Origin of the sequence: Streptomyces sp. NPDC087428 (assembly GCF_044744085.1) — a bacterium.
GTDB lineage: Bacteria > Actinomycetota > Actinomycetes > Streptomycetales > Streptomycetaceae > Streptomyces.
Genome location: NZ_JBIUXR010000001.1, coordinates 479,841 through 504,530 on the forward strand (window position 1 = coordinate 479,841; position 24,690 = coordinate 504,530).

The window sequence follows — 24,690 nt, forward strand, 5'->3', positions numbered from 1 at the left end:
GTTCCGGGCCCGGGAACGCGGGGCGGCGGCCGCCGCGGTGGCGGCCGGACGCCGCCGCCGGCGCGGGTCCGGAGCCGCGGGGCGGCCTCCTCGGGATGTTGGGTGACTGTTAACCCGCGTGTGACCTGGAACTTCCCGCTCCATCCGGACGGGATCATGAAATAGGTCCAGACCACTCCCGGAGAAATTCCGGACCACTCCCCGCGCGCCCGGCCGACGTCTCACTCTCCGATCACCGGCGAATGGTCTATACCTTTGGCGCTAGGGTGGGTCCCCCGATACCGGGACATGCACAGCCGTGGGGGGCTTTATGACCGTCCATCACTTACCTCAACCTCCGTCCGACCAAGAGCTCTACTGGTACTTCGGGCCACAGCGCCGCTGGGTACTGATCAGCTCCTCGTTCGCCTTCGTGCTCACGGCGGCGGCCATGTTCACCTTCGCCCTGCGGACCCCGGCCCTGTGGGCCTTTCTCGCGGTGCTCTCCCTGAACGTCGTCGCCCTCGCGCTCTCGTCGGTCAACAGCCTGCGCCAGCGCCGGCTCACCAGGCGCTCGCACGAAGTGCTCGTGCACGCCTGGGACCCGGCCGAACTGCCGAGTGTCGACCTCTACCTGCCGACCTGCGGGGAACCCCTGCCGGTCCTGGACAACGCCTACCGGGCCGTCGCGGACCTGGACTGGCCCGGCGCGCTGACCGTCTGGGTGCTGGACGACGCGGACAGCCCCGAAGTGGCCGCCCTGGCAGCCGAGTTCGGCTACCGCTACGTCGTACGGCCCGACCGGGGGCAGCTGAAGAAGGCGGGCAACCTCAATCACGCGCTCACCCTGAGCAGCGCGGAGTACATCGCCATCCTGGACGCCGACTTCGCGCCCCGGCCCGACTTCCTGCGCCATCTCGTGCCGTACCTGGCCGACCCGGGCGTCGGCATCGTGCAGAGCCCGCAGTGCTTCGACACCGACGAGACGATGGAGTGGATCCAGCGCGCCGCCGGATCGGCGCAGGAGTGGTTCTTCCGCTGGATCCAGCCGTCCAGGGACGCGAGCGACGCGGCGATCTGCTGCGGCAGCAACGCGGTCTACCGGCGCAGCGCCATCGACCTGGCCGGCGGCTTCGCCCGGCTCGACCACAGCGAGGACCTGTACACCGGACTCGCCCTGTACGAGCAGGGGTTCCGGACCCTGTACGTGCCGGTGCTGGTGGCCAAGGGCACCTCGCCGGACAACCTCGCCTCCTTCCTCAACCAGCAGTACCGCTGGGCGATGGGCAACCTGCATCTGATCGGGACCCCGGTCCTCAAGCGGATGGGCGCCCCGTGGCGGATGCGGCTCTGCTTCCACGAGGGCGTCGTCGGCTACCTGACGACGGTGGTGAACACCTTCGCGGCCCCGCTGCCGCCGCTGGTGATGATGTTCTGGTACCCGGACCAGATCCGGCCCTGGCACGTGCTGCCGCTGCTCGCACCGCTGTGGCTGTGGCACGTGCTGCTGCCGCGGATCAGCCGGACCCGCTGGCGGATCGAGGTGATCCGGGCCAACATCCTGATGAGCGTGGCCGCCGGAGCCGCCTTCCTGCACACCCTGCGCGGCCACAGCGCGGCATGGGTGCCCACCGGGGCCGGCGGCGGGAAGCCGGGCACGATGGCACGGCGCGTGGTCCTCGTCTCGCTCGGCTGGCTCTGCTGCTCCACCGGGGCGGCCGCGGGCGGCCTCGCCCTGGCCGTCGCCCGCAACGGCTGGGCGCCCAACTGGGGACTCGGCCTCTATCTGCTGGTGCAGCTCCAGATCAACGTCCCCCTGATCAGGGACCTGTTGACCGGACTCCGCCCGGCCACCGCCCCGCGGCGCCCCGCACCGGCCCGGCGGCGCGCCCGCTCCGTGCTGCCCAGACGCTGGCCGGAAACGCTCGCCGTGACGGTCACGCTCCTGCTCACCGCCCTGCTCGCGTCCGGCTGGGTCGATCCCATGCTGCCCTGGCTGAGCTGAAAGGCCCTCGTACGATGCCCACCCTCGCCCCTTCCGCTCCGCGGCCCGGGAGCAGCGCCACCCACGGACCACCGTCCGATGGCGCCGGCCCCGGACCCGGCGCCACGGGTTCGCGCCGGTCCGCGTTCCGCCCCGACATCGAGGGGCTGCGCGCGTTCGCGGTCCTCTCGGTCCTCGCCTTCCACGCGTCCGTACCCGCCCTGGCCGGCGGGTTCGTCGGCGTGGACGTCTTCTTCGTCATATCCGGCTACCTGATCACCGGACTCCTGGTGCGGGAGGCCGTCACCACCGGCCGGATCCGGCTGGGCGAGTTCTTCGCCCGCCGGGCCCGCCGGCTGCTGCCCTCGGCCGCCGTGGTCCTGGTCGCGGTCGCGGTGGCCGGGGCCTGGCTGACCGTCCCGCTGCGCCGCACGGATCTGGAGAACGACGTCGTGGCGTCGGCCCTGTCCGTCGCCAACTGGCGGTTCGTCCAGCAGCAGACCGACTACCTGGCCGCAGGGCAGGACGAGAGCCCGCTGCTGCACTTCTGGTCGCTGGCGGTGGAGGAACAGTTCTATCTGTGCTGGGCCCCGCTGCTCGCCGTGCTCGCGGTCCTCGCCGCACGCTCGGCGCGCCGGGGGCGTGCGCTGCGGCCTGCGGCGCTCGCCGTCACCGCCCTGCTGACGCTCACCACCTTCGCCCTGTCGCTGCGCTGGACGGGCGACTCCGTCTCCCTGGCCTACCTCGGAACGCCGTCGCGCGTCTGGCAGTTCGGTGTGGGCGCGCTGCTGGCCCTGCTCCCGTGGCATCTGCTGCGCGGGCCGCGCCCGCTGCGGCTGCTGTGCGGCTGGGCGGGGGCGGCGGCGCTCGTGTGGTGCGTCCTGAGCTACGACGCCTCGACGCCGTACCCCGGATACGCGGCGCTCGTCCCGACCCTGGCCACGGCCGCGGTCATCCTGGCCGGGACACCCGGACGCCGCCCGGACGGGGCGGCCGGGTACAGGGCGGGGGCCGGGGTCGGGCGGCTGCTGTCGATGCGGGCTCCCGGGGCGGTCGGCCGGCTCTCGTACACCCTGTACCTCTGGCACTGGCCGGTGCTCGTCCTGGCCGAGGCCCGCTTCGGCGCCCTCGGCTGGCCCGCGCGAACGGCGCTGACGCTGGCCTGCGTCCTGCCCGCCCTGGCGACGGCGCGCTGGGTGGAACGGCCGCTGAGGCACAGCAGCACGCTCTCCGAACTACCGCGGCGAGGACTGTCGTTGGGACTCGCGGCCGTGGTCGTGCCGGTGGCCCTGGCGCTGGTGGTGGGCACCACCACGCTGCATCTGCTGGGCCCGGCCGCCCCGGTGGACGCGAAGGGGCTGCCGCCGGGAGCGGCCGACGGCCCCTCGCTGCTGACGCGGACCGGTGCGCCGCCCGGCGGCCCCGTGGTGCCGAGCCCGGTGCAGGCCCGCAAGAGCTTCCCGCCGGACGGTGCGTGCGAGGTGGCGCCGCCGGTGACGAGCAGCCCGCCCTGCCTGTTCGGCGCGGTGGACAGTCCGCACCGGGTCGTCCTGCTCGGCGACTCGCACGCCGGGCAGTGGTTCTCACCGTTGCTCAGCCTCGCGGCCAAGCGCGGCTGGGCCCTCCAGGAACTGGTGAAGCAGGGCTGCCCGCTCCCCGAACTGTCCGTGGTGAACCCGCAGTTGGGGCGCACGTACCACGAGTGCGACAGCTGGCGGGCCGACAGTCTGGCCCGGCTGCGCAAGGGGCCGAAGCCCGAGCTGATCGTGATCGGCTCCCTGAACCGCTACACCGATGACCAGGAACGGCTGCTCAAGGGCTGGGAGAAGACCCTGAAGCCGCTGCGCGCGCTCGGGGTGCCGGTGGTCTACATCGAGGACACCCCGGTGCCGGGGACCGACGTCCCGGCGTGCGTCTCGGGTCACCTCACGGATCCGGAGGCCTGCGCCTTCGGCCGGGAGAAGGCGCGGTGGCCCGATCCGCTGGCGCGGCAGGCGGCGGCCGGCGCCCTGCCGGGGGTGCGGGCCGTGGAGGTGAACTCGGTGCTGTGCCCGGCCGCCCGGCCCACCTGCCCGGCGGTCCTGGACCGGATCCTGCTCTACCGGGACGACGCCCATCTGACCGACGTCGCCGCCGTGGTGCTGGCGCCCCGGCTCGAACGGCTGCTCATGCGGACCGGCGCACCGGCGGCGGACGGCTGGACCCGGCTGCTGCACGACGAATTCGACGGGCCCGCGGGCAGCCGCCCGGCCGCCTCCCGGTGGCAGTACGACCGCGGCACCTGCTACCCGGGCTGCCCGGCCCCTCGGTGGGGCACCGGGGAGATCGAGACGATGACGGACTCCACGGACAACGTCCGCCTCGACGGGAAGGGGGCGCTGGAGATCGTGCCCACCCGGCGCGAGGGGCGGTGGTACTCGGGCCGCGTCGAGTCCCGGCGCTCCGACTTCGCGCCGCCGCCCGGCGGTGCCCTGCGGATCGAGGCGTCGATCGCCCTGCCGGACGTCACGGGTGCGGCGGCGGCCGGCTACTGGCCGGCCTTCTGGACCATGGGCGCCGAACTGCGCGACGGGTACACGGGGTGGCCGGCCACCGGCGAACTCGACGTGATGGAGTCCGTCAACGGCCGCGACGCCGTCTTCGGCACCATGCACTGCGGCACCCTGGACGGCGGTCCCTGCGAGGAGCCGGTGGGGCTCAGCTCGCCCCGGCAGAAGTGCTCCGGCTGTCGCGGCGCGTTCCACTCGTACGCCGTGGAGGTCGACACCGCGCCCGGCGCAGAGGAGGTCCGCTGGTATCTGGACGGCCGGGTGTTCCACCGGGTGAAGGCGTCCGGCATGGACGCGGCCACCTGGGACCGGGCGGTGAAGCGGGGCCAGTTCCTGATCCTGAACGTGGCGGTGGGCGGCGCGCTGCCGGCCGCCGACGGGGCGGCGCCGGGTCCCGCGACGGAGCCCGGTCATCCGATGCGGGTGGCGGAGGTCAGCGTGTCGGTCCGGGAGCCGGCAGCCGGGTCGCGTAGGTGATCCGCTTCAGGTGGTAGTACTGCGCCGTGCAGGGGGCCGGCCAGATGCTGCGGCCGTGGTGGCCGAACGGGTCGCGCATCTGCCCCACGGAGGCCGGCACGTACGGCAGGACCGTCGCGCCCTCGGCCACCTCCCTGCGCAGCAGCCGGTCCTGGCGGTCCCAGTGCCGGGCCCGTACGCCCATGTCGTGCGCCAGGCCGGTCAGCGGCACGAACAGCCCCACGCACACCGCGGCGCAGAGCACCGCCGCCGTTCCCGTGACGAGGGGAACGGCGGCGGTGCCCCGCCGCCGGGCGCGCAGGGCGTCACCGAGCAGGGCACCGAGTCCGGCGAGCAGCAGCACGAACAGGAACAGGAAGTCGTTCCAGGTGCGGGTGCCATACGTCATCATGTTGTGCGCGAAGGCGGGGAGGGTGACGAGGGTGCAGAGGTAGCCGGACACCAGGAACGCCGCCACCGCGGCCAGGGCCGGGACGAGCGGCCGGCCGCTCGGCGGTCCGTCGCCGGCCGGGTCGCCCCCGCGCAGCAGCAGGCCCAGCAGGACGCCGACGGCGAGTGCGCCCAGGTAGGTCCAGGTGGTCAGGACGGTCCCCAGGATGTCGCCGAAGGTCCGCAGCGCGTCGGCCAGCGATCCGGTGTCGACGACGGACGTGGCGCCGGTGCCGAACCGCTCACGGCGGACCCGGGACCCCGGCGAGGTGTAGATGATGATCGTCCCCGCCACCACGGCGGCCAGCGCGACGCCGCACCAGAGGCGGGTGCGGTGGCGGGCGGGGCCCGGCCGCGACCGCAGGCTGAGCAGCAGGGCGGTGCAGAGCAGGACGCCGGAGACGATCGCGGTCCCCTCCGAGAGGGTCCCGACGAAGAGCCCGGCCACGACGGCGACGCACAGCGCGAGGATCCACCCGCGCCGCGACCGGGCCCGCAGCAACGGGATCACCGCGGCGGCGGCCAGCGCCGGGGCGACCGTGTGCGAGACGGAGGAGGCCGGCCAGTAGAACGTCTTGTACGTGTTGGGGGTCGCGAAGAAGAACACCACCACGGTCATCGACGCGACGAGCAGCGGCACTCCGCGCGGCGCGGTCCGCCCGGACACGCGCAGCGCGGCCGGGACCAGCGCCCACACCACGGCCAGGATCAGCAGCCCGCTGACCGTCGCGTACCACTGCTGGCCCGCCACGCCCCCGGCCCCGTAGAGCGCGACCATCAGCGCGTTGGCGACGCGCCCGTTGTCGTGCAGGTAGAACTTCCCGATCATGCCGGAGACGCCCTCGTCCCGCAGTACGGGCAGGAAGCACCAGTCGTCGCCGCCCGGCCGCACCAGCCGGCCGATCCAGAAGGACGCGCCCAGCAGGGCCAGCGGGAACGCGGTGAGGACGGCCGCCCAGAGCGGCATGAGGCGCCGATCGGCCCGTGCGCCGTCCGGCCGGTGGGACGCGCCCCCCGGTCCGGGCGGGGTGTCCGCTGTTCCCGATGCTTCCGCGGTCATGGAGGTGCCGGTGCCCTTCGTGCGGTGCCGTCGAGTACGTGTGCCGTGCCGGTGCCGCGGGACGTCAGTCGCCGGTGCGGCCGGCCCGGGAATCGGCCAGCGGTTCCGGCTGCCGGGACACGGCCGCACCGGAGGTGATGGCCCACCGGGCGAGCAGGAAGGAGAACGGGGTGGCGAGAATTCCGGCGGTGAGCGCGGCGATGTTCTTTCCCATGCCCAGATGACTCACGCCGACGTAGAGCAGCGCCCCGGACAGGACGAGATTGACGAGACTCGACAGCGGGAAGCGGACAAAGGCCCGCCAGGTCGGACTGGTCCGGCAGGTGATGTAGGAATTGAGCAGGAAGGATCCGACGATGCTGACGCAGTAGCCGATGACATGGGCGGCCAGATACGGAATCCAGTGGTTGAGCGTCGCGTACACGGACAGATAGACCGCCGTATTGACGACCCCGATCATGGCGAAGGTGATGAATTGGCGCACGGTCCGGGAACGGCCGGAACCAAAGGCACTCGCGCCGCCGCCCCGCACCCGTAACGGCATGTCGGGTGCGGCGGGAGCGACGGGAGCGGGCTGCTCGCTGGTCTCCCGGATCAGGTAGTGCGGGCGGTTCTTCGTCTCGCCGTAGATGCGGCCGACGTACTCACCGACGATTCCGAGCGTGGCCAGCTGGATCCCGCCGAGCGCCACGACGGCGGTGAGCAGTGTGGTGTAGCCGGGCACCCCTACCCCGTTGCGCGCCACCTCCACGATGATCCACAGGGCGTACCCCATCGCCGCCAGGGCCATCAGGAGGCCGGCGTAGACGGCCAGCCGCAGGGGGCGGTTGTTGAAGGAGATCAGCCCGTCGATGCCGTAGTTGAGCAGCCGTCTGCCACCCCACTTCGAGCGCCCGGCCACCCGCTGGGCGTTGTGGTAGGTGAAGCTGGTGGTGTCGAAGCCGATCCAGGAGAAGATCCCCTTGGAGAACCGGTTGGACTCGGGGAGCGCGAGCACACTGTCCACCGCGCGGCGGGACAGCAGCCGGAAGTCCCCCTCGCCGTCGACCACCGACACGTCCATGAAGTGCCCCATGGCGCGGTAGTAGGAGCGGCTGGCGAACGACCGCAGCGAGCCCTCGCCCTCGCGGTCGCGCCGGGCGATCACCTGGTCGTATCCGTGCCCGCTCAGCTCCATCATGCGGGGCAGGAGTTCGGGCGGGTGCTGGAGGTCGGCGTCCATGAGCACCACGGAATCCCCGCGGGCCATACGGAGTCCGGCGAGCATGGCGGCCTCCTTGCCGAAATTGCGGCTGAAGGCGGTGTACCGGACCCGTTCGTCGACGGCGGCCAGGTGGATCAGTTCGGCCCGGGTGAGATCCTCGCTGCCGTCGTCGACATAGCAGACCTCGAAGCTCTTCCCGGTGGGTTCGAGAGCGGCGACCAGGGCGCGGTGAAACACCTTGACGGCCTCGTCCTCGTTATAACAAGGGACGACGATCGATACCTGGCAGCTTTTCATTCAGTTCCCCATCAGGCGCGGACGCGACCGTCCCGAAGCCTATGTCCGCAACTCGCGGAAACAACTCAGGCGAAAGGGAGTCGTGGGGAAAAGTCGGCGCGGATTCGCACCCGGGGGTCCGGGGCGGTCTTTCCGTCGGCCTATTCCGTCATACCGTCCGGCGCCGGCCGCGCGCCGCCCGCCGCGTCGAACGCGCCCCGGGCCAGCCGGTGCAGCAGCGCCGCCGTGTCCGTGCGGTCGGGCAGCGCGCCGGGGCGCCCCAGGTGCGGGGTGGAGTTCAGCAGGCCGAAGACGGCGTGCACCGCGGCGCGCGCCTCGTGCTCGGGGAGGTCCGGGTAAAGGTCGCGGACGACGCCGACCCACACCTCGACGTACTGCCGCTGGAGCCGGCGCACCCGCTTGCGGTCGGTGTCCCGCAGCCGGTCCAGCTCCCGGTCGTGCAGGGTGATGAGGGGGCGGTCGTCGAGGGCGAAGTCGATGTGGCCCTCGATGAGCGCGTCCAGGAGCGCTTCCCGTGACCCGTCGCCGGAGGCCGCGTCCTCGGAGACGCGCAGCTCCCCGCCGGCCAGCAGCCGCTCACTGATGCCGACCAGCAGCTCGGCGAGCATCGCGTCCTTGCCGGGGAAGTGGCGGTAGAGGCCGGGGCCGCTGATGCCGACGGCGGCGCCTATCTCGTCGACGCCGACGCCGTGGAAGCCGCGCTCGGCGAAGAGGCGCGCGGCCTCCTTGAGGATCTGCTCACGGCGGGTGGGAGCCGCGACGCGGGCGGCGGCATGAGTGCTCATGACCAGTCATTCTAGACAGGGGGGTTAGCGGTCGTTAACCTGTGGTTGACGTTAACGCTCACTAACACCGCGGTACGGGCAAGGGGGCTCGACAGGATGCAGCAGGCACCGGTGCTGGCGAGCGCGGCCGATCCCGCCTCCGAGGCCTGGCAGGCCAACGAGGCGGCGCATCACGCGCTCACCGACGAGCTGCGCAAGCGGCTCGCCACGGCCAGGCTCGGCGGGGGTGAGAAGGCCCGCGCCCGGCATGTGGCGCGCGGCAAGCTGCTGCCCAGGGAGCGGGTGGACACCCTGCTCGATCCGGGCTCCCCCTTCCTGGAGCTGGCCCCGCTGGCGGCCGAGGGGCTGTACGGGGGCTCGGCACCGGCCGCCGGGGTGATCGCCGGGATCGGGCGGGTCAGCGGCCGGGAGTGCGTGATCGTCGCCAATGACGCCACGGTCAAGGGCGGCACGTACTACCCGATGACCGTGAAGAAGCACCTGCGGGCCCAGGAGGTGGCGCTGGAGAACCGCCTCCCCTGCCTGTACCTGGTGGACTCGGGCGGTGCCTTCCTGCCGATGCAGGACGAGGTGTTCCCGGACCGGGAGCACTTCGGGCGGATCTTCTACAACCAGGCCCGGATGTCCGGGGCCGGCATCCCGCAGATCGCGGCGGTGCTCGGGTCCTGCACGGCCGGCGGGGCGTACGTCCCCGCGATGAGCGACGAGGCCGTGATCGTCCGGAACCAGGGGACGATCTTCCTGGGCGGGCCGCCGCTGGTGAAGGCCGCGACCGGTGAGGTCGTGACGGCCGAGGAGCTGGGCGGCGGCGAGGTCCACTCCCGTACGTCCGGGGTCACCGACCACCTCGCGGAGGACGACGCGCACGCGCTGCGGATCGTGCGGAACATCGTGGCCACCCTCCCGGACCGGGGCCCGCTGCCCTGGTCGGTGCGGCCGGCCGACGAGCCGAAGGTGGACCCCGCCGGTCTGTACGGGGCCGTCCCGGTCGACTCGCGCACCCCGTACGACGTACGCGAGGTGATCGCCCGGGTCGTCGACGGTTCGCGCTTCGCGGAGTTCAAGGCCGAGTACGGGACGACGCTGATCACCGGCTTCGCGCACATCCACGGCCACCCGGTCGGGATCGTCGCCAACAACGGCATCCTGTTCTCCGAGTCCGCCCAGAAGGGCGCGCACTTCATCGAGCTGTGCGACCAGCGCGGCATCCCGCTGGTGTTCCTCCAGAACATCTCCGGATTCATGGTGGGCCGTGACTACGAGGCCGGCGGCATCGCCAAGCACGGCGCCAAGATGGTCACCGCCGTCGCCTGCACCCGGGTGCCGAAGCTGACCGTGGTGGTCGGCGGGTCCTACGGCGCGGGCAACTACTCGATGTGCGGCCGGGCCTACAGCCCGCGCTTCCTGTGGATGTGGCCCAACGCCAAGATCTCCGTCATGGGCGGCGAGCAGGCCGCGTCCGTCCTCGCCACGGTCAAGCGCGACCAGCTGGGCGACGACTGGAGCGCCGAGGACGAGGAGTCCTTCAAGGCCCCGATCCGCGAGCAGTACGAGACCCAGGGCAACGCGTACTACGCCACCGCCCGGCTCTGGGACGACGGTGTGATCGACCCGATGGAGACCCGGCAGGTGCTGGGGCTCGCCCTGACCGCCTGCGCCAACGCCCCGTTGGGCGATGCCGGTTTCGGCGTCTTCCGGATGTGAGGAACAGATGACGATGTTCGACACCGTTCTCGTCGCCAACCGAGGCGAGATCGCGGTCCGGGTCATCCGGACCCTGCGTGAGCTGGGGGTGCGCTCGGTCGCCGTCTTCAGCGACGCGGACGCGGACGCCCGGCATGTACAAGAGGCCGACACGGCGGTACGGATCGGCCCCGCCCCGGCGTCCGAGAGCTACCTCTCGGCGGACCGGCTGCTGGAGGCGGCGCGCCGCACGGGCGCGCAGGCCGTCCACCCCGGCTACGGCTTCCTCGCCGAGAACGCGGCCTTCGCCCAGGCGTGCGCGGACGCGGGGCTGGTCTTCATCGGCCCGCCCGCCGCCGCCATCGCGCTGATGGGCGACAAGATCCGGGCCAAGGAGACGGTCGCCGCGGCCGGTGTCCCGGTCGTCCCCGGCTCCACCGGGAGCGACCTCACCGACGGCCAACTGGCCGAGGCGGCGCACGAGATCGGTATGCCGGTGCTGCTGAAGCCCTCGGCGGGCGGCGGTGGCAAGGGGATGCGGCTGGTCCACGACGCGGCGCTGCTCGCGGACGAGATCGCCGCGGCCCGGCGCGAGGCGCGTGCCTCCTTCGGTGACGACACCCTGCTCGTGGAGCGGTGGATCGACCGGCCGCGCCACATCGAGATCCAGGTACTGGCGGACGCGCACGGAAACGTGGTGCACCTGGGCGAGCGCGAGTGCTCGCTCCAGCGCCGCCACCAGAAGATCATCGAGGAGGCGCCGTCCGTCCTGCTCGACGAGGAGACCCGGGCGGCGATGGGCGAGGCCGCCGTCCGGGCGGCCCGCTCCTGCGGCTATGTCGGCGCGGGCACGGTGGAGTTCATCGTCCCGGGCGGCGACCCCGCCGCGTACTGCTTCATGGAGATGAACACCCGTCTCCAGGTGGAGCACCCGGTGACCGAGCTGATCACCGGCCTCGACCTGGTGGAGTGGCAACTGCGGGTCGCGGCCGGCGAACCGCTCACCCACGCGCAGAGCGACATCACGCTCACCGGGCACGCGGTCGAGGCCCGGGTCTGCGCAGAGGACCCGGCGCGCGGCTTCCTGCCCTCGGGCGGCACCGTGCTGGCGCTGCACGAGCCGCAGGGCGGCGGGGTGCGGACGGACTCGGGGCTCGGCGAGGGCGGCGAGGTCGGCAGCCTCTACGACCCGATGCTGTCGAAGGTGATCGCGTACGGCCCCGACCGGGCGACGGCCCTGCGCCGGCTGCGGGCGGCGCTCGCGGACACGGTGGTCCTGGGCGTCCCGACGAACGCCGGCTTCCTGCGCCGGCTCCTGGGCCACCCGGCCGTGGTGGCGGGCGATCTCGACACGGGCCTGGTGGAGCGCGAGGTGGACGCGCTGGTGCCGGACGGGGTCCCGGAGGAGGTGTACGCGGCCGCCGCGCTGCTGCGGCAGCACTCCCCCGCCCCGGCAGGCCCTCGGACCTGGGCCGACCCGTTCTCGGCCGGTGACGGCTGGCGCCTGGGCGGCACCCCGGCCCGGACGCTGCGGCACTTCCGCATCCCCGGCCACGAACCGGTGCAGGTGGGCCTGCGGCCGTGCGGCGCGGCCACCGAGCTGACCTTCGGCCATGTCGGCGAGGGCGCGCGGCCGCCGGTCCCCGACTCGGGCACCTGCGGGCCGCTGGGCCCGCTGCCCGGCAGCGCCGAGACGGCCCGGCTCATCGACGCGGACGGTCACCGCGTCACCCTCGAACTGGCCGGTGTCACGCACGCGTTCTCCCACGCCGCGTCCCCGGAGGGCCGCTGGCTCGGCCGGGACGGCGACACCTGGCACGTCCGGGACCACGACCCGGTGGAGGCGTCGCTGACCGGCGCCGCCCGCTCCGGGGCCGACACCCTCGCCGCACCCATGCCCGGCACGGTCACGGTGGTGAAGGTGGCCGTCGGCGACGAGGTCGCGGCCGGGCAGAGCCTGCTGGTGGTGGAGGCGATGAAGATGGAGCACGTCATCTCCGCCCCGCACGCGGGCACCGTCACCGAACTCGACGTCACCGCCGGGACCACGGTCGCCATGGACCAGGTACTGGCCGTGGTCACCCCCGTGGCCGCCGCCGGGGAGGAAGCATGACGACCACCCGCACCCTGCCGATGACCGTGCCCGCGCCTGACCTGCCGGCCCGGATCAAAATCCACGAGGTCGGCGCCCGCGACGGGCTCCAGAACGAGAAGACGGTCGTGCCGACCGGGGTGAAGGCGGAGTTCATCCGCCGGCTCGCGGTCGCCGGGCTCTCCACGATCGAGGCGACGAGCTTCGTCCACCCCAAGTGGGTGCCCCAACTGGCCGACGCGGAAGAGCTGTTCCCGCTGCTCGGCGACATAGGGGACGTGGGCGACGTGGCGCTCCCCGTCCTGGTGCCGAACGAACGGGGCCTGGACCGGGCCCTCGCGCTCGGCGCCCGCCGGATCGCCGTGTTCGGCTCCGCGACGGAAACGTTCGCGGCCCGCAATCTCAACCGCACCGTCGACGAGTCGCTCGCCATGTTCGAGCCCGTCGTGGCCCGCGCCAAGGCGGACCGGGTGCATGTGCGCGGCTACCTGTCGATGTGCTTCGGCGACCCGTGGGAGGGGCCCGTCCCCGTCGCCCAGGTCGTGCGGGTGGCCAGGGCCCTGATGGACCTCGGCTGCGACGAGCTCTCGCTCGGCGACACCATCGGCGTCGCGACACCTGGCCACGTCCGCACCCTGCTGACGGCACTGAACGAATCCGGGGTGCCCACCGACACGATCGGGGTGCACTTCCACGACACGTACGGACAGGCCCTGTCCAACACCCTGGCCGCCCTCCAGCACGGCGTCACCACCGTGGACGCCTCCGCGGGCGGCCTCGGCGGCTGCCCGTACGCGAAGAGCGCGACCGGAAACCTCGCCACCGAGGATCTCGTGTGGATGCTCGACGGCCTCGGTATCGAAACCGGGGTCGACCTCGACGCGCTCACCGCCACCAGCGTGTGGCTCGCCGAACAACTGGGCCGACCGAGCCCGTCCCGTACCGTCCGCGCCCTGTCCCACAAGGAGCATTGACATCCTCCCCGCCCCGAAGGGCGGGGATTCCTGGCTCACGTCGGCCCGGGGACCAGCGGTCCGCCGGCTCTTACACGATCAGCACCAGCCGGGTTGAGACCAGCCCGGACCAGCATCACGCATGCGGAGTTCTTGTCCCTGGGGGATACGACTCCGCACGCGGTGCAGGTGTAGGTACGTTCCGAAAGGGGAAGTGCGTGCTTGGTTCTTGCACCGCAGGACGCGCAGTCCATGGTGGTGTGCGCCGGATGCACGAGTCGGATGTCCCGGGCGTGCTTACGGCCCATTTCGATGAGAGCTGTCTTGGTGGCGCCGATCGCGGCGTCGGCGGCCTTGCGGGCCATGGTGGTCTTCGCCAGGAACTTCGGGCGGAAGTCCTCTACAGCGACGGCGTCGTGATCGCGGACCACGGACTTGGCCCACTTGCGGGCGGTGTCCTGCCGCTGCCGGGCAACCTTCTTGTGCAGCTTCGCGGCCTGCCGACGGGCGTTGCGGTATCCCTTGGATGCGGCCTGTCCGTGCACGGGGCGGCGACGGGCCATCATCCGCTGACAGCGCCCCGGCTTCCGCGCCGCGTTCTTCCCGTGTTCAGGGTGAGGGAGGTCGTGGGCGTCGGATGTAGTGGTGGCGGTCTCCTTGACACCCCAGTCCACGCCGAGCGCACGCCCTGTTGCAGGAAACGGCTGGGTCTCGGTGACGACGACGAACGACGCGTACCAGTGCCCCAGACTGTCCCGGTACACACGCACCGAGGAAGGCAGGGACGGCAACTCGCGGGACCAGACGACCGTCAGGACGACGCCGCCCGCGAGGTGCAGGCGGCCGTCCTTGAGACGGAATCCGCGCTGGGTGTAGTTCAGCGTGGGCAGCGCATCCCGCTTGCGCTTCATCCGGGGCATCCCGGCCCGCCGCCGCACCGGCACCCTCGCCCTGATGTCCTTGACCGCCTTGGCGCGGGACGTGGCGAAGTCTCGGATGGTTTGCTGCTGCGGAACGCTCGCCCCCTCCCGCAGCCATGCCATCGACTGCCGAGCCTCGGTCAGCAGCTTATCGAGCTGCCCAGGACCGCACGTCGTCTTGTCAGCCGCGTCACGGTTTGCGGCGTGAACCTTGCGGGACATGGCCACGCACTCGTTCCACACCCACCTACACCGCGCCCACTCCGCATCAAGACCCGCCCGCGCGGTCGACGACACGCGCAGCCGGTAGGTGTACCGGGCACGTCCGGCCCCCCTGCCCTGCCGCTGCTTTCGTCGCCATGGTTCGCAACCTAACAGCCCTCACTGACAACGAAAGAAAGTGCAGTTCAAGACCAATGTGCAGCGAACTCCGCCACTTCGCTGCTCCGCACCGAGGACCCATTCCTCCCCGCCCTGAAGGACGGGGATCCTGCGAGAATCAAGGTGAAATCCATGTCCCTGGACCACCGGCTGACCGCCGAGCACGAGGAACTGCGCCGCACCGTAGAGGAGTTCGCGCACGACGTGGTCGCTCCGAAGATCGGTGACTTCTACGAGCGCCATGAGTTCCCGTACGAGATCGTGCGGGAGATGGGGCGGATGGGCCTGTTCGGACTGCCGTTCCCGGAGGAGTACGGCGGGATGGGCGGCGACTACCTCGCGCTCGGGATCGCGCTGGAGGAGCTGGCCCGGGTCGACTCCTCGGTGGCGATCACCCTGGAGGCCGGGGTCTCGCTGGGTGCGATGCCGGTGTTCCGCTTCGGTACGGAGGAGCAGAAGCGGCAGTGGCTGCCGAGGCTCTGCGCGGGCGAGGCGCTCGGCGCGTTCGGCCTGACCGAGCCGGACGGCGGCTCCGACGCGGGCGGCACCCGGACGACGGCGGTGCTCGACGAGGCCAGAGACGAGTGGGTGATCAACGGCTCCAAGTGCTTCATCACCAACTCCGGTACGGACATCACCGAATTGGTGACGGTCACGGCGGTGACGGGCCGCAAGGAGGACGGCCGCCCCCGCATCTCCGCGATCATCGTCCCGTCCGGCACCCCCGGCTTCACGGTCGCCGCCCCGTACTCCAAGGTCGGCTGGAACGCCTCGGACACCCGTGAGCTGTCCTTCGCCGACGTCCGCGTCCCGGCGGCGAACCTCCTGGGCGAGGAGGGCCGCGGCTACGCGCAGTTCCTGCGGATCCTGGACGAGGGCCGGATCGCCATCGCGGCGCTGTCGACGGGCCTCGCGCAGGGCTGTGTGGACGAGTCGGTGAAGTACGCCGCGGAGCGGCACGCCTTCGGAAAGCCGATCGGCGCCAACCAGGCGATCCAGTTCAAGATCGCGGACATGGAGATGCGGGCGCACATGGCCCGCATCGGCTGGCGCGACGCGGCCTCCCGGCTGCTGGCGGACGAGCCGTTCAAGAAGGAGGCGGCGATCGCCAAGCTGTACTCCTCGACCGTCGCGGTGGACAACGCCCGCGAGGCGACCCAGATCCACGGCGGCTACGGCTTCATGAACGAGTACCCGGTGGCCCGGATGTGGCGCGACTCCAAGATCCTGGAGATCGGCGAGGGCACGAGCGAGGTGCAGCGGATGCTGATCGCGCGGGAACTGGGGCTGCCGGCCTGAGCCGGGGCGGCGGAGGCCGGGCGGGGCGGGCCCGGGGGCCGGGGCCGCCCGTCCCGGCGATCCCGCCGTCCCGAATCGACCAGCCGGCCGGGGCGAATTCTGCCGCCGCGTGCACGGACGAACGGGACCGCGTGCACGCCTCCTCACGCCTCAGATGGCCGTACGACTTCGAAGTTCCGGACTCCACACACAGCAAGGGCAGTTCGCGGTGATCTCCTCACAGGCCCGGTCGGACGCCCAAGTCATCCGGGACCACCACCTGATGCACCACGATCCGCGCCCCTGGGCTGGCTCGCGGTCGTGAATCCGGGCCGGCGAACCGACGCGGCCACCCGCGAGCTGCTCCTCGGCGCCTACCGCCTCGCGCGTTCGCGCCACGAGCGGCGTACGGGTTGAGGGTCCGGGCCGCCACGTGGCGATCGGGCGGTTCCCGCCGGGCTGCGGCGGGGCGAGGCTGCCGGGGAGGGGCTAACGCCAGGGATCGAGCGCGTGCTTGCCGCGGGTCAGGCCGGCTTCGAGTTGCCGCAGCACCGACGCCCCCTCGGCCAGGGGGTGGATCCGGGGAGTGCCGGGCGGGTACACGCCGTGGGCGATGAGTGCCTCAATCTCGGCGAGCAACGACCGGTAGAGGGACGGCGCCGCGACCGCCAACGCGCCGATGTGCAGGCCCTTGAGCTGCACCTGGTGGGTGAAGACCAGGTCGTGCGTGGTCACGGTGGCGTCGCCGGAGGCGGCACCGAAGACGACGACGCGTCCGGTGAAGGGCTTGGTGACCGCCAGACTGGTCTCGAACGTGGCTCGTCCCACCGATTCCAGGACCAGGTCGACCCCACCGGTCAGGCGGCTGATCTCCGCGGCCAGATCGGGGCGCGCGCTGTCCAGGACTTCGTCGGCGCCGAGCGCTTGGACGGTGTCGTGCTTGGCCGGTGACGCCGTGGCGATCACGCGCGCACCGTAGTGGTGGGCGAGGCGGACGGCGGCCTGCCCCACTCCTCCGGCCGCGGCGTGCACCAGCACCGTCTCACCCGCCTCGATCTCACCCAACGGCTTCAGCGCCGCCAGGGCGGTCGCCCAGTTCAGCACCAGGCCGAGAGCTTCGGCGTCGCTCCAGCCGGAAGGCACGGGGAGTGCGGCGGCGGCCGGGATCGTCATGTACTGCGCGAAGGCGCCCGGTCCGGCTCCGACGACGTGGGTGCCGAGGGCAAGCGCGTCCTCGATGCCCGGTCCGACTCCCACGATCTCGCCGGCGGCCTCGAACCCCGCCGCATAGGGCGCCTGCGGGCCTCCGCCGTATGTGCCACGGGTCTGCATGACGTCAGCGAAGTTGACCCCGGCGGCGCCCACGCGGATCAGGTACTCGCCGGGCCCCGGGGCGGGACGGCGCTGGTCCGTCGTGAGGGTCAGGTCGTCCGGCCCTCGGTGCGACCGCTGGATGAGTGCCCGTATCGTCCGACCGGCGCCGTGCTGCTGCTCGTTGATCTCCATGCTCGAAACGTAGGAGTCTCACACTTGTGTCAAGGTCAAGTGGCCGTCACCGGCCGGTGCAACGAGCCTCCCGCAGATACGCATCGAGTGCCGCCTGCTGATCACTGAGAATGGCGATACGCGCAGCAAGGCGATCGCGATGGGCCTGCACCTCGTGCAGGAACTCCGTATGCACCACGCCCGTGCCACCATCCGAGCCACCGCCGGACCGGCCGGACCGGCCGGATCCGCCGGATCCGTCAGTGAGGCCGGGCAGGGCTTCCCTGATCAGGCGCACGGGCAGCCCGGACTCCAGCAGCGAACGGATGACGAGCACCTGGTCGACGGTGGACTGGCAGTAGTCGCGGAACCCGTTGCTGAAACGACCGGGGACGATCAGGCCCTCGTCCTCGTAGTGCCGCAACGACCGCGCGCTCACACCACTGGCTCTGGAAGCTTCGCCGATCCTCATACCTGGAGCCAACGCCCAAGTGCCTCCGGATCTTCCGGCCCGCGCAGGGCGGCACCCCGGACCTGATCAATCGTCATCCTTTTTATGTGTTGCACCTGTTGGATCCCGCGGAGCGGAACTGCCGATCGCCTGGACTCCCCGCGGCCGGAGTCCGTTGCTTGACGACTGCCGGGAGATGTTCGGCACATGACCCTCCTGGTGCACACCTGCGTACGGGGCCTGAGCGGCCAGGGCCACTTCCTGGAGGACCCCGAGCACTCGCCGAGTGCGCGCTGCTGCGCGGCCACATCGCGGAGCTCGCCGCCCCCCAGCGGCTGTGCCGACGGGTGTGCGGGCCGGGGGCATCCCCCGGCTCGAAAGTTCGTGAGGTTAGGCTAACCTTCGTTCGAACTTGTCACCTGCCGGTCTCCGGCTCGTACGAAAGCGGACTCCGTCATGCGCACTGCCCGAGTGTCCCGCCCCACCCGCCGTGGCCTGCTGGCCATGGGCGGTGCCGTAGGTCTCGGTGCCGTGCTCGCGGCCTGCGGCGACAGCGACGGGAAGGGCTCGGGGTCCACCGGCTCCAAGGACGCCGACGCCGGGCCGTGGAGTTTCAAGGACGACCGCGGGCAGACCGCCGAGGCCAAGTCCGTCCCGAAGAACATCGTCGCCTTCACCGGTGTCGCCGCCGCGCTCCACGACTACGGCATCGAGGTCAAGGCCGTCTTCGGCCCGACGAAGACCAAGGACGGCAAGGCGGACGTCCAGGCCGGTGACCTGGACATCAGCAAGGTCGAGATCCTGGGCAACGTCTGGGGCGAGTTCAACGTCGAGAAGTACGCGGCGCTCGGCCCGGAGCTGCTGGTCACCGCGATGTGGGAGAAGGACGCCCTCTGGTACGTGCCGGACCAGTCCAAGGACAAGATCCTCAAGCTGGCGCCGAGCGTCGCCCTGTGGGCGGCGCAGACCACGATCCCCAAGGCCATCCAGCGCCACGAGGACCTCGCCGCCTCCCTCGGCGCCGACGTCAAGGCCAAGACGGTCACGGACGCGAAGGCCCGCTTCGAGAAGGCCGCGGCCCGGCTGCGCGCCGCCGCGAAGTCCAAGCCGAACATCAAGGTCCTGATCGGCTCGGCCAGCCAGGACCTGTTCTACGTCTCGCTCGCCAAGATGTCCGCCGACACCCTGTACTTCCAGGAGCTGGGCGTGAAGTTCGTCGAGCCGAAGGTGGACGAGGCGGGCTTCTTCGAGAGCCTGAGCTGGGAGAACGTCGACAAGTACCAGGCCGACATCATCATGATGGACAACCGTTCCTCAGCCCTCCAGCCCGACGCCCTGACCTCGAAGCCGACCTGGGCGCAGCTGCCCGCCGTCAAGGCCGGCCAGGTCATCCCCCGTACCACCGAGCCGATCTTCAGCTACGACAAGTGCGCGCCGCTCCTCGACGACCTCGCGAAGGCCATCGAGGACGCCAAGAAGGCCGCCTGACCCCCGAATCAGTCGTTCCGGTCGACAGAGCCGAGCCCGTCCGGCGGTTTGAGGACAGCGGTTCAAGCCCGTCCGGCGGCCGGGGGCAGCGCCCTCGGCCGCCGGACGGGCCGTCACCTCATGTCACCCCGCCGAAGCCGACTCCGCCGGCCACGGCACCTGCGGCGACCTGTAGTAGTCGATCCCCATCGCGGTGAACCGCGGCCCGAGCGCGGCCAGCCGCAGCTTGTACGTGTCCCAGTCGTGCGTCGCCGCCGGGGACCAGCCCAGCTCCGCCGCTCCGGGCAGCCGCGGGAACGCCATCGCGTCGATGTCGTCGCTGTCCGTCAGGGTCTCCGCCCAGATCGGCGCCTCGACCCCCAGGACCGCGTCCGCCGGCGCACCGGAGAGGTACGTCGCGGGGTCCCAGTCGTAGGAGCGCTGGACCTCGACCAGGCCGGCCCACTTCAGGCCCAGCACGGTCTTGTCGGTGTACTTCATGTCCAGGTACACCCGGTCGGCCGGCGACAGCACCAGCTTGGTGCCGTTCTTCGCGGCGTCCGCCACCTGCTGACGGTCCGCGGCGCTCGTCTTGTCGTAGCCCCAGTACTGGGCGACCGCGCCCTTGACCGGCGTGGCCCCGGTGAGCTGGTGCCAGCCCATCACGGTCTTGCCGTACTTGCCGACGACGGCCTGCGCCTTGTTCATGATCTTGGCGTAGTCCTCATGGCTGGTGGAGTGCGCCTCGTCACCGCCGATGTGGAGGTACTTGCCGGGGGTCAGCGCGGCGACCTCACGGATGACGTCGTCGATGAAGTCGTACGTGACGTCCTTGTTCGCGCACAGCGAGCTGAAACCGACCTCGATGCCGGTGTAGAGCGGCGGCGCGACGCCGTCGCAGTTCAGCTCCGCGTACGAGGCCAGGGCGGCGTTGGTGTGGCTGGGCATGTCGATCTCCGGCACCACCTCCAGGTAGCGGGAGGCCGCGTAGTTCACGATCTCCTTGTACTGGCTCTTGGTGTAGTACCCGCCGGGCCCGCCGCCGACCTCCGTCGAGCCGCCGTACGTGGCCAGCTTCGGCCAGGAGTCGATGGCGATCCGCCAGCCCTGGTCGTCGGAGAGGTGCAGGTGGAACGTGTTGATCTTGTACAGCGCGATCTGGTCGATGTAGCGCTTGACCTCGGTGACCGAGAAGAAGTGCCGTGAGACATCGAGCATCGCGCCCCGGTAGCCGTAGCGCGGCGTGTCGGTGAGGCTGCCGCCCGCGACGCTCCACGGCCCCTTCTGGCGGCTGTCCGCCTCGATCCTGGCCGGCAGCAGCTGACGCAGCGTCTGGACGCCGTGGAAGAGCCCTGCCGGCTTGCGGGCGGTGATGGTGACGGAACCGCGGCCGGACGTGAGGGTGTACCCCTCCGTGCCCAGCCCGCTGTCGCGGGAGCCGAGCCGGAGCCGGATGCCGTCGGCGCCGTCCTTGTCCGTGACCGGCAGGGCGTATCCGGTGGACGGACGCAGCACGCCCGCCAGGTACTCGCCGATCTTGCGGGCCTCGCCGGACGAGCCGTCGACCCGGATCCTGGTTCCGTCGTTGAGGGAGTACGGCGAGCCGCCCGGCCTCACCGAGGCGGGGGCGGGCACGACCTGGCCGAGCGGACGCGGCGCCCCGGCCGCGTCGTCGCTGCCCGCCGCGGACGCCGTGGGCGCCGCGCACGCGGTGGAGACACCGGCCGCCGCGATGAGGAGCAGCGAGCCGAGAAGACGGGGTAGAGCACGGGGAAGAGCACTGCGCCGCGCGGTGTGCAGTCTCACAAGCCGGGTCCCTTTCTACGGGTTCACATCTGCGGATCTCCTGACCAACCGAACCGTCGCCATGCGTACCGCTTACCCCATGGATGGTCAAGGTGTAGACCACTTCCGCGCGTTGTCCCCGTCGGAACGTGGCCGACGATCCGGGGCCCATGGCCGAATTCATCCCGGCGGCCCCGTCGACAGCGCGGACCGGCGAGCGGCGCTGGGCCGACTCGGGGAACGATCAAAGGGGTCTTGAAACCCCCGCCGCACACAGAAAGAGAGCCACTCGCCCGCATCCCTGCCCGATATCGGGCAGAATTGTTGCGCTTGGGGCTCTTCCATCGCAGTATCGACGCGTGCTCGAACGCCGCTCTCCGTACGACGACCTCATCGACCACCTGGTGCGCAGCACCGCGCTCCAGCGCGGCGAGGCCTCCCGGGTGATCCTCGACGTGCTGGCGTACTTCGACGAGACGACCGAGGGCTTCGTCCGCCGCCGCCACCGCGAACTGCAGTCCGGCGGCCTGGTCAACGCGGAGATCTTCGAACGGATCGCGGCCGAACTGCCGCACCGGGCGGTCGCGCCGCCGGAGCTCTCGCTCCGGCAGCTGCGCCGCATCGTCTACGGCTGAGACCGGTCCGCGGCCGGGCACCCACTCACTTGTACGTCCACTTGCTTGTATGTCGTCGGATTCACGGAGGGGCAGAGACGCTATGTGCGGAATCGTCGGTTATATCGGAAAGCGTGATGTGGCTCCGCTGCTGCTGGAAGGGCTGCAGCGGCTGGAGTACCGGGGCTACGACTCCGCGGGCATCGTGATCACCGGCAAGCCGGCGGCCGGAAAGCCCGCCGCGCTGAAGATGGTCAAGGCCAAGGGCCGGGTCCGCGAGCTGGAGGCCCGGGTCCCCAAGCGGTTCACCGGCACCACCGGCATCGCCCACACCCGCTGGGCCACCCACGGCGCCCCGAGCGACGAGAACGCCCACCCGCACCTGGACGCCGGCAACAAGGTCGCCGTCGTCCACAACGGAATCATCGACAACGCCTCCGAGCTGCGCACCCGGCTGGAGGCCGAGGGCGTCGTCTTCCTCTCCGAGACCGACACCGAGGTACTGGTCCACCTGATCGCCCGTTCGGAGGCGGACACCCTGGAGGAGAAGGTCCGCGAGGCCCTGCGCTCGGTCGAGGGCACGTACGGCATCGCCGTGATGCACGCCGGCTTCAACGACCGCATCGTCGTGGCCCGCAACGGCTCCCCGGTCGTCCTCGGCATCGGCGAGAAGGAGATGTTCGTCGCCTCGGACGTCGCCGCCCTGGTCGCCCACACCCGCCAGGTCGTCACCCTCGACGACGGCGAGATGGCCACCCTCAAGGCCGACGACTTCCGTACGTACACGACGGAGGGCTCGACCACGACGGCCACGCCGACCACCGTGGAGTGGGAGGCCGAGTCGTACGACATGGGCGGCCACGACACGTACATGCACAAGGAAATCTCGGAGCAGGCCGAGGCCGTCGACCGGGTGCTGCGCGGCCGGATCGACGACCGCTTCGCCACCGTGCACCTGGGCGGCCTCAACCTGGACGCCCGCGAGGCGCGCGGGGTCCGCCGGATCAAGATCCTGGGCTGCGGCACCTCGTACCACGCGGGCCAGATCGGCGCCCAGCTGATCGAGGAGCTCGCCCGCATCCCCGCGGACGCCGAGCCCGCCTCCGAGTTCCGCTACCGCAACCCGGTGGTGGACCCCGACACGCTGTACGTCGCGGTCTCGCAGTCCGGTGAGACGTACGACGTGCTGGCCGCCGTCCAGGAGCTCAAGCGCAAGGGCGCGCGGGTGCTCGGCGTGGTCAACGTGGTCGGTTCCGCGATCGCCCGGGAGGCCGACGGCGGAACGTACGTGCACGCCGGCCCCGAGGTGTGTGTCGTCTCCACCAAGTGCTTCACCAACACCGTCGTCGCGTTCGCGCTGCTCGCCCTGCACCTGGGCCGCATCCGGGACCTGTCGGTCGCCGACGGCAAGCGGATCATCGCGGGGCTGCGCCGGCTGCCCGCCCAGATCAGCGAGATCCTCGACAACGAGGACGAGATCAAGAGGCTGGCCGCGGAGTACGCGGACGCCAAGTCGATGATGTTCATCGGCCGGGTCCGCGGCTACCCCGTCGCACGGGAGGCCTCGCTGAAGCTCAAGGAGGTCTCGTACATCCACGCGGAGGCCTACCCGGCCTCCGAGCTGAAGCACGGGCCTCTCGCGCTGATCGAGCCCGCGATGCCGACCGTGGCGATCGTGCCGGACGACGACCTGCTGGAGAAGAACCGCGCCGCGATGGAGGAGATCAAGGCCCGCAGCGGCCGCATCCTCGCCGTGGCCCACCAGGTGCAGGAGAAGGCCGACCACACCATCGTCGTGCCGAAGAACGAGAACGAGCTGGACCCGATCCTGATGGGCATCCCGCTCCAGCTCTTCGCGTACCACACGGCCCTTGCCATGGGCCGGGACATCGACAAGCCGCGCAACCTGGCGAAGTCCGTCACCGTCGAGTAGCGGCACGTCACCGACCGGCCCGGAGCGGCTCCGCAGCCACCCGACAGGGGCGCGGGGCCGCTCCCGCGCGCGGGCGGATTCACATGCAATCGCGCTGCCGCCCGTGACTTTTATGCACCCTTCACAAGGACACAATCCACATCTACGGATCGGTAGTCTCTTTCATCCCGCTGTTTTCGTAGTCGAGTTGACGCCACCGGGCTCCGGAGCGGCGGCCGGAACGAGACCGCCCGCCCCGGATGTTCCGGACGGCGGGCGGACAGTGCCTCGAAAGAGTGAGGGAGGAACGGGCTACGGGATGACGACGACCGGGCGCTGGGCGCGCCGCGCCAGCCGGCCCGCCACCGAGCCGAAGATCCGGCCGACGATCCCCTGGGTGGAACCCACCACGATCGCGTCGGCCGAGTACTCCCGGCCGACCTCCTCCAGTTCGTGGCAGATGTCCCCGCCGCGCTCCACGAGCACCCACGGCACCTCGGTGAGGTAGTCCGCGCAGGCGAGCTCCAGGCCGAGCACCTCGGTGCGGTGATCGGGCACGTCGACGAACACGGGCGGCTCGCAGCCTGCCCAGACGGTGGTCGGGAGCCTGTTGGCGACATGGACGATGATCAGGCCGGAGCCCGATCTTCGGGCCATGCCGATGGCGTAGGCGAGGGCTCGCTCGCTGGAGGTCGAGCCGTCGAAGCCGACGACGACCCCGTGCCGGAACGCGGGATCGCAGGAATGACGTGTTTCTTCGGCCGCCTGCGGGCCCGACTCGGGGTCGGCTACCTGCTTGCGGTCCGCGGGTTCGGGGATTTCGTGACCGGCCATCGGTGTCTCGGCGAAGAGAGTCCTCGTGAGGAGAGCGACTTGGGGAGCTGCGTCAGTGGGCGGTGTGGCGG

18 protein-coding genes are annotated in these 24,690 nt (G+C 71.3%); 10 read left to right on the plus strand and 8 right to left on the minus strand.

The annotated features are described in order from the left end of the window. Window positions 1–310 precede the first annotated feature (310 nt). Together ACIO3R_RS02165 and ACIO3R_RS02170 are read left to right on the plus strand one after the other, a co-directional pair. A complete protein-coding gene (locus ACIO3R_RS02165) occupies window positions 311–1,984 on the plus strand; it encodes a glycosyltransferase family 2 protein (RefSeq protein WP_402102396.1) in 1,674 nt (557 codons plus the stop codon). A 14-nt stretch (window positions 1,985–1,998) separates the two neighbouring features. Further along, on the plus strand, window positions 1,999–4,989 hold the full coding sequence (locus ACIO3R_RS02170) for an acyltransferase family protein (protein ID WP_402102400.1): 2,991 nt from the start codon (window positions 1,999–2,001) through the stop codon (window positions 4,987–4,989). Here ACIO3R_RS02170 and ACIO3R_RS02175 read toward each other — a convergent pair. The 3 genes from ACIO3R_RS02175 to ACIO3R_RS02185 form a co-directional block, all read right to left on the minus strand. Further along, window positions 4,946–6,478: a DUF6056 family protein gene (locus ACIO3R_RS02175; RefSeq protein WP_402102403.1), complete on the minus strand. Its 1,533-nt coding sequence runs from the start codon at window positions 6,476–6,478 to the stop codon at window positions 4,946–4,948. The genes ACIO3R_RS02170 and ACIO3R_RS02175 overlap by 44 nt on opposite strands. A gap of 64 nt (window positions 6,479–6,542) precedes the next feature. Further along, entirely contained in the window at window positions 6,543–7,979 is a 1,437-nt protein-coding gene (locus ACIO3R_RS02180; RefSeq protein WP_385344632.1) for a glycosyltransferase, read from the minus strand. A gap of 140 nt (window positions 7,980–8,119) precedes the next feature. After that, window positions 8,120–8,764 (minus strand): TetR/AcrR family transcriptional regulator, encoded by a 645-nt coding sequence (locus tag ACIO3R_RS02185; RefSeq protein ID WP_385036341.1) that lies wholly within the window; start codon window positions 8,762–8,764, stop codon window positions 8,120–8,122. Window positions 8,765–8,860: 96 nt separating this feature from the next. Between ACIO3R_RS02185 and ACIO3R_RS02190 the strand changes: the two genes are divergently transcribed. From ACIO3R_RS02190 to ACIO3R_RS02200, 3 genes are read left to right on the plus strand one after another with little or no spacing between them, the layout of a single operon-like run. Then, window positions 8,861–10,468, plus strand: a complete 1,608-nt coding sequence (locus ACIO3R_RS02190) for a carboxyl transferase domain-containing protein (RefSeq protein ID WP_402102407.1) — start codon at window positions 8,861–8,863, stop codon at window positions 10,466–10,468. 13 nt (window positions 10,469–10,481) lie between these two features. Continuing rightward, window positions 10,482–12,560 carry a biotin carboxylase N-terminal domain-containing protein gene (locus ACIO3R_RS02195; protein ID WP_402102949.1) on the plus strand — a complete coding sequence of 693 codons (2,079 nt, stop codon included), beginning with the start codon at window positions 10,482–10,484 and terminating at the stop codon, window positions 12,558–12,560. 20 nt (window positions 12,561–12,580) lie between these two features. Then, entirely contained in the window at window positions 12,581–13,513 is a 933-nt protein-coding gene (locus tag ACIO3R_RS02200) for a hydroxymethylglutaryl-CoA lyase (protein ID WP_402102952.1), read from the plus strand. 35 nt (window positions 13,514–13,548) lie between these two features. On the opposite strand, the gene ACIO3R_RS02205 is transcribed toward ACIO3R_RS02200, so the two are convergent. After that, window positions 13,549–14,790 carry an RNA-guided endonuclease InsQ/TnpB family protein gene (locus tag ACIO3R_RS02205; protein ID WP_402102955.1) on the minus strand — a complete coding sequence of 414 codons (1,242 nt, stop codon included), beginning with the start codon at window positions 14,788–14,790 and terminating at the stop codon, window positions 13,549–13,551. A 135-nt stretch (window positions 14,791–14,925) separates the two neighbouring features. On the opposite strand from ACIO3R_RS02205, the gene ACIO3R_RS02210 reads away from it, so the two are divergent. Next, a complete protein-coding gene (locus ACIO3R_RS02210) occupies window positions 14,926–16,092 on the plus strand; it encodes an acyl-CoA dehydrogenase family protein (RefSeq protein WP_385036344.1) in 1,167 nt (388 codons plus the stop codon). Between the two features lie 282 nt (window positions 16,093–16,374). Beyond that, window positions 16,375–16,488: a DUF6194 family protein gene (locus tag ACIO3R_RS02215; RefSeq protein WP_385036349.1), complete on the plus strand. Its 114-nt coding sequence runs from the start codon at window positions 16,375–16,377 to the stop codon at window positions 16,486–16,488. A 72-nt stretch (window positions 16,489–16,560) separates the two neighbouring features. Here the strand turns inward: ACIO3R_RS02215 and ACIO3R_RS02220 are convergent, their stop codons facing one another. Further along, window positions 16,561–17,577 (minus strand): zinc-binding dehydrogenase, encoded by a 1,017-nt coding sequence (locus tag ACIO3R_RS02220; RefSeq protein WP_402102411.1) that lies wholly within the window; start codon window positions 17,575–17,577, stop codon window positions 16,561–16,563. Window positions 17,578–17,623: 46 nt separating this feature from the next. Then, entirely contained in the window at window positions 17,624–18,028 is a 405-nt protein-coding gene (locus ACIO3R_RS02225; RefSeq protein ID WP_402102413.1) for a MerR family transcriptional regulator, read from the minus strand. 435 nt (window positions 18,029–18,463) lie between these two features. Here ACIO3R_RS02225 and ACIO3R_RS02230 point away from each other — a divergent pair, with 435 nt between their 5' ends. Then, complete coding sequence (locus ACIO3R_RS02230) at window positions 18,464–19,495, plus strand: ABC transporter substrate-binding protein (protein WP_402102416.1); 1,032 nt, start codon at window positions 18,464–18,466, stop codon at window positions 19,493–19,495. A gap of 123 nt (window positions 19,496–19,618) precedes the next feature. Here ACIO3R_RS02230 and ACIO3R_RS02235 read toward each other — a convergent pair whose 3' ends face one another. Continuing rightward, window positions 19,619–21,280: a beta-N-acetylhexosaminidase gene (locus ACIO3R_RS02235; protein ID WP_385041158.1), complete on the minus strand. Its 1,662-nt coding sequence runs from the start codon at window positions 21,278–21,280 to the stop codon at window positions 19,619–19,621. 338 nt (window positions 21,281–21,618) lie between these two features. Between ACIO3R_RS02235 and ACIO3R_RS02240 the strand changes: the two genes are divergently transcribed. Together ACIO3R_RS02240 and glmS are read left to right on the plus strand one after the other, a co-directional pair. Then, window positions 21,619–21,894: a hypothetical protein gene (locus tag ACIO3R_RS02240; RefSeq protein WP_402102419.1), complete on the plus strand. Its 276-nt coding sequence runs from the start codon at window positions 21,619–21,621 to the stop codon at window positions 21,892–21,894. 82 nt (window positions 21,895–21,976) lie between these two features. Then, window positions 21,977–23,806 carry a glutamine--fructose-6-phosphate transaminase (isomerizing) gene (gene glmS / locus ACIO3R_RS02245; protein WP_385041153.1) on the plus strand — a complete coding sequence of 610 codons (1,830 nt, stop codon included), beginning with the start codon at window positions 21,977–21,979 and terminating at the stop codon, window positions 23,804–23,806. Between the two features lie 291 nt (window positions 23,807–24,097). Here the strand turns inward: glmS and ACIO3R_RS02250 are convergent, their stop codons facing one another. Then, complete coding sequence (locus ACIO3R_RS02250; RefSeq protein ID WP_123471258.1) at window positions 24,098–24,619, minus strand: universal stress protein; 522 nt, start codon at window positions 24,617–24,619, stop codon at window positions 24,098–24,100. Window positions 24,620–24,690: the final 71 nt, after the last annotated feature.